1 protein-coding gene is annotated in these 2015 nt (G+C 70.7%); it reads left to right on the forward strand.

From position 1 onward, the window contains the following. Positions 1–2015: ATP-dependent Clp protease ATP-binding subunit (locus tag ACFV9J_RS40525; RefSeq protein WP_385363247.1), on the forward strand; the 2015-nt coding region annotated here is incomplete at both ends.

Below are 2015 nucleotides of genomic sequence, written 5' to 3' on the forward strand. Positions count from 1 at the left end.
GGCGCGGCCCGGCTGCTGGGCGCTCAGGGGCAGGACATCGGCAAGCTGGAGGGGCTCACCGAGCAGGCCGCCCGTTCGGGCGGGACAGCGGGCGACGACGGCGGGAAACCGGCCACCACGCTGGACGAGTACGGACGGGACCTGACCGACGAGGCGAAGGCCGGGAAGCTCGACCCCGTCGTCGGCCGCGCCGAGGAGATCGAGCAGACCGTCGAGATCCTCTCCCGGCGCTCCAAGAACAACCCGGTGCTGATCGGCGAGCCCGGCGTCGGCAAGACCGCCATCGTGGAGGGACTGGCCCAGCGCATCGTGGCCGGCGAGGTCCCGGGCACGCTGAAGGACAAGAGGGTGGTCGCCCTCGACCTGTCCGCCATGGTGGCGGGCGCGCAGTACCGGGGACAGTTCGAGGAGCGGCTCAAGAAGGTCATCGAGGACGTCCAGCAGGCCCGCGGCGACATCATCCTGTTCATCGACGAACTGCACACCGTCGTCGGCGCCGGGGCGAGCGGCGAGAGCTCCATGGACGCCGGCAACATGCTCAAGCCGGCCCTCGCGCGCGGCGAACTGCACGTGGTGGGCGCCACGACCATCGACGAGTACCGCAAGTACGTCGAGAAGGACGCCGCCCTCGAACGCCGCTTCCAGCCGGTGATGGTCCCCGAGCCCTCGGTCGAGGAGACGGTGCAGATCCTGGAAGGCCTGCGCGACGCCTACGAGGCGCACCACCAGGTCCGCTTCGCCGACGGAGCGCTGACCGCGGCGGCGGAACTGTCCGACCGCTACGTCGGCGACCGCTTCCTGCCCGACAAGGCGATCGACGTCATGGACCAGGCGGGCGCCCGGGTACGGCTGCGCAGCGCGAGCCGTTCCACCGAGGTCGTCAGCCGCGAGGACCGCATCGCGAAGCTGCGCCGGGAGCAGGAGCAGGCCGTCGCAGCCGAGGACTACGACCGGGCGGGCGAGCTGAAGGACGAGATCGCCCAGGCGGAGGGCGAACTCGCGGGCATCCAGGAACGCCGCGAGGGCGTCGTCTCCGTCACCGCCGACGACATCGCGGACGTGATCTCGCGGCGCACCGGCATCCCGGTCTCCCAGCTGACGGCCGGGGAGAAGGAGCGCCTGCTCCGGCTGGAGGACGAGATGCACGCCCGGATCGTCGGCCAGGACGAGGCGGTCACCGCCGTCGCGCGGGCCGTGCGCCGCAACCGGGCCGGCATGGGCGACCCCGGCCGGCCGGTGGGCTCCTTCCTCTTCCTCGGCCCCACCGGCGTCGGCAAGACCGAGCTGGCCAAGACCCTCGCCGAGCTGCTGTTCGGCGAGGAGAACCGCATGATCCGCTTCGACATGAGCGAGTTCCAGGAGAAGCACACGGTCGCCCGGCTCGTCGGCGCGCCCCCGGGCTACGTCGGCTACGAGGAGGCCGGCCAGCTCACTGAGAAGGTCCGTAGGCAGCCCTACAGCGTGGTCCTGTTCGACGAGGTGGAGAAGGCCCACCCCGACGTCTTCAACACCCTGCTGCAGATCCTCGACGACGGCCGCCTCACCGACGGACAGGGCCGCACCGTCGACTTCCGGCACTGCGTGGTCATCATGACCTCCAACATCGGCGCCCACCGCATCCTCGACCACAAGGGCGACGTGTCCGACCTCAAGGACGAGTTGATGCAGGAGCTGCGGGGGCGGTTCCTGCCGGAGTTCCTCAACCGCATCGACGAGATCATCGTCTTCCACGGCCTCACCCAGGACGACCTCTCGCGGATCGTGGACCACCTGCTGGCCCAGAGCGAACGGCGGGTGCACGCCCAGGGCCTGACGCTGAAGGTCACCGAGGCGGCCAAGAAGCTGCTGATCGCCCACGGCCACCAGCCGGAGTTCGGCGCCCGACCACTGCGGCGCACCATCCAGGCCGAACTCGACAACCGCGTCGCCGACCTGCTCCTCGGCGGCGAGGCCGACCCCGGCGACACCATCGTCGCCGACGTGGTCGACGACTCCCTGCACTGCACGGTCGACAA

Source organism: Streptomyces sp. NPDC059906, from assembly GCF_042730645.1.
In the GTDB taxonomy this organism is placed as follows: Bacteria; Actinomycetota; Actinomycetes; order Streptomycetales; family Streptomycetaceae; genus Streptomyces; species Streptomyces rubrogriseus.